Raw genomic sequence first — 3,711 nt, 5'->3', positions numbered from 1 at the left:
CTACTGGGGTTTCCGCATTCTCTTGTTACCTGATTTTCAGCAAAAGTTTCAAAATACAGGGGAAATATTGTCAGTTATAAACCAAACTTATCCAACAGAAAATTAGAAATTGTTTATATTCCTGGAGGGAATTTTCTCATGGGTTCCCCAGAAAATAAATCACAAAAATACTATATAGAAAGTCCGCAACATCAGGTTACTATTCAACCTTTTTATATAAGTAAATACCCCATTACTCAAAACCAATATCAAGCAATTATGGGAGAAAATCCTTCTAACTTTACAGGGAAAAGTCGCCCAGTAGAAAATGTGACATGGTACAACGCCAAAGAATTTTGTCAAAGACTCTGTGAGAAAACTGGGAAAATTTATAGACTGCCCAGTGAGAGTCAGTGGGAATATGCTTGTCGTGCAGGTACAACTACTCCTTTTTATTTTGGAGAAACTATAACGTCTGAGTTAGCTAACTACAATGGCAACTATATTTATGGCAAAGCTCCTAAAAGTAATTATCTACAAGAAACAACAAATGTAGGAATTTTTCCTCCTAATGCTTTTGGTTTATATGATATGCACGGCAATGTCTGGGAATGGTGTCTGGACATTTGGCACAATAACTATAATGGTGCTCCTAATGACGGAAGTGTTTGGAAAAGAGGAGAAAGTATTAATCAAAGAATTATCCGTGGTGGTAGTTGGAACAATAATCCTAACCATTGCCGGAGTGCCTTCCGCTTTAACAACTATTTTGACAACTACATCATCAACTTGGGTTTCCGCGTTCTCTTGTTACCTGATTTTCAGAAAAAGTTTCAAAATATAGGAGAAATATCCTCCCTTATTAACCAGACTTATCCCACAGAAAAAAAGTTTACCCCTCCACTACAAATATCTCAAAAATTAACAGCACCACCCGTTATTAATGAAACTTCTCCACCAGAAACATTTCTCACATCAATACCAGAATCAGAAATAGGAGAAATATTTACTTTTGAGATAGCAACTGTCAATAATTTTGGCAAAATAATCACTCGTACTCCCGGTAATGCCAGACAAAAAATAGAAGATTTAGGTAATGGTATTAGATTAGAAATGGTTTATGTTCCTGGAGGAAGTTTTATTATGGGTTCCCCAGAAAACGAAGAACGAAGATTTAATACAGAAAGTCCTCAACATCAGGTTACTATTCAACCTTTTTATATGAGCAAATATCCTATGACTCAAGAACAATATCAAGTCATTATGGATAAAAATCCCTCTCGTTTTAAAGGCAGAAAAATTAAGAGGAGAAAATTAGTCATTCATGCAAAAGTAAATTAAGAACGATTGCTCCCCAAACAACGACTTTATAGGCATTTGCAGCTTCAAAATCTTGTTAAGTAATAAAATAGCTACAGATTATATCACTACCTATAATATTACAAAATTGAGCAAAAGAGCTAAAAAGATTGAAATTTCGTTAGAGAATGGGAAAATTTTTTCTTCGGTTTTGTCATCAATCCATGACAAAGTTTAAAATTTTAAAATTAAAACCCTTATATAGATAAATAAAAGTTAGAAGAAGCAGTAAATATTAAGATAAATTGTATATTTTCCAATATTCATATTTTTGACCAAAAAAGAAGGTCTCAAGCCTCCCCTTTCAAGGGGATGAAAAAAATAAAGTTCAATATTTCAAGCCTCTGACTTTCCTACGGAATGCTGCGCAAACAGGCAGAGGTACTGATAACTGATAACTGATAACTGATAACTGAAATGACCAAAAAAGAAGGTCTCAAGCCTCCCCTTTCAAGGGGATGAAAAAAATAAAGTTCAATATTTCAAGCCTCTGACTTTCCTACGGAATGCTGCGCAAACAGGCAGAGGTACTGATAACTGATAACTGATAACTGAAATGACATCCTCTCGGCAGCGTCCGGAGGATGTCAATATTGAATAATTATCAATACCATGTAGAAAAACAAACCCTGAATATTTATCCCTAATGAAATATGGATAAAAAGTCTAATTAAACTGCATTCGCTAATGCAATTTGAGATGTGAGAATTTCCACTGCAGCTTGATATTGTTTGTCATCTTCTGTAGTAACTTGGTAAGGCAAAATCGGGTCTTGTTCCACAACAATATCAGGCATAATTCCTTGTTTATTAATATCTTTATGGCTTGGTGTTTCATACTTGGCCACCGTCACAGCCAATCCCGAACCATCAGACAAATCAAACAAAGACTGAATTAACCCTTTGCCAAAAGTTTTTTCTCCCACTAACAAAGCACGGCCATTATCCTGAAGAGCACCTGCAAGAATTTCACTAGCACTAGCAGTTCCCTGATTAGTTAATACAACTAAAGGAGCATCAGTTATCGATAGTCCATCAGCAGAAAAACTACCAAGAAATCTTTGTCTGTTGACCGTGTAAACAATAGTACCATCATCCAACCATAGACGAGCAATTTCTATACCAGCTTGTAATAGTCCACCTGGATTATTGCGTAGATCGAGTACATAACCAATAACCCCCTGCTGCTCAAAACTTTCTACTGCCTGGCTGACTTCTGTCGCAGCATTAGCATTAAATTGACTCAGACGAATATAACCAATATTTCCTGTTTCCGGGCCAGACTTTAATTCAGCATAAACTGGGTTAATTTCAATAGTATCCCTAGTTAAGGTGATGTCTTGAGGTTGGTCGTTGCTTTCTGTCAAAATTGTCAATATTACAGAAGAGCCAACTGGACCTCGCATTCTATTAGCAGCTTCATCCAAAGTAAATTCTGAAGTTGGTTGGCCATCAATTTTGAGGACGCGATCGCGAGGTTGAATACCAGCAGCTTCAGCAGGAGAACCTTCCAGGGGAGAGATGACTGTTAGTTCTCCTGTTTGAGAGTCCAAAGCAATTTGTAAACCCACTCCTGTTAATTCTCCAGAGGTATTAACCTGCAAATTATGGTATTGTTCTGGTTTGAGAAGTCTGGTGAAGGGGTCTTCCAGACTGGCCAACATTTCCTGAATGGCATTATAAGTATCGTCTCTGCTCGCCAGGGGTTTCTTAATCAATTTTTGACGTACAAACCACCAATTCTGATGATTGAAAGAATCATCAACGTAAGCCAAGTTAACTATCCGCCAAGCTTCGCCTAATAAACTCTGTTCCTCTGTCAATGCTGATGCAGATGATGTCCAAAATCCACAACTCAGAATCACTGGTAATATTAAGAGAAATATAACTCGGATAAATCTGTTTTTCATAGATACAATAACTTATTTGCCTTATAGGACTATTGAGTAAAATCTATAGTATAAATGAAAAATACTGAATACCTCAAACTTCATAAAAGCTGATACCTGGATAGCTAATACCTGGATGAAATTTATCCACAAGTTATGTTAAATTTTATAACTGGAGGGTAGAGAAGAATGAAGATTTATTTATTAAAGTTAAAGTAGACTTGTCTCTAGATTCCTTTACCAGTTGGTATTATATTTTGTATTGCTGGTTAAAGGTTTTAGGTAAGTACACTTTAGTCTAACTACCCAAAACCATCGATTAAAACACAGCAATATTCATCTAGGATTTTTGGCTTCATGTTCTCAAAACAGGTAACTGACTCAGCAGCTTATAAGTGGTTCGATGAGCGCTTAGAAGTTCAAGCACTCGCTGACGATATTTCTAGCAAATATGTTCCACCCCATGTAAATATTTTTTACTGCTT

The 3,711-nt window shown here is 36.1% G+C and carries 2 protein-coding genes and 1 pseudogene; 2 read left to right on the top strand and 1 reads right to left on the bottom strand.

Annotated elements, in window-relative coordinates; genetic code table 11:
• The first annotated feature begins 66 nt into the window (after positions 1-66).
• Entirely contained in the window at positions 67-1,320 is a 1,254-nt protein-coding gene (locus tag AC3DU7_RS28300) for a formylglycine-generating enzyme family protein (protein ID WP_488042590.1), read from the top strand.
• A 688-nt stretch (positions 1,321-2,008) separates the two neighbouring features.
• On the opposite strand, the gene ctpA is transcribed toward AC3DU7_RS28300, so the two are convergent.
• Positions 2,009-3,247, bottom strand: coding sequence for a carboxyl-terminal processing protease CtpA (ctpA, locus tag AC3DU7_RS28295; RefSeq protein WP_488042589.1), 1,239 nt, complete (start codon positions 3,245-3,247; stop codon positions 2,009-2,011).
• A gap of 336 nt (positions 3,248-3,583) precedes the next feature.
• On the opposite strand from ctpA, the pseudogene AC3DU7_RS28290 reads away from it, so the two are divergent.
• Positions 3,584-3,711, top strand: a pseudogene (locus tag AC3DU7_RS28290) (cytochrome b6); the annotation flags it as partial.

The organism is Okeania sp., from assembly GCF_983059655.1.
This window is presented reverse-complemented; position numbering and strand designations above follow the sequence as displayed.

Bases quoted from the DNA above. Each gene is read 5' to 3' on its own strand.
- ctpA (WP_488042589.1), bottom strand. From the start codon at position 3,247: ATGAAAAACAGATTTATCCGAGTTATATTTCTCTTAATATTACCAGTG.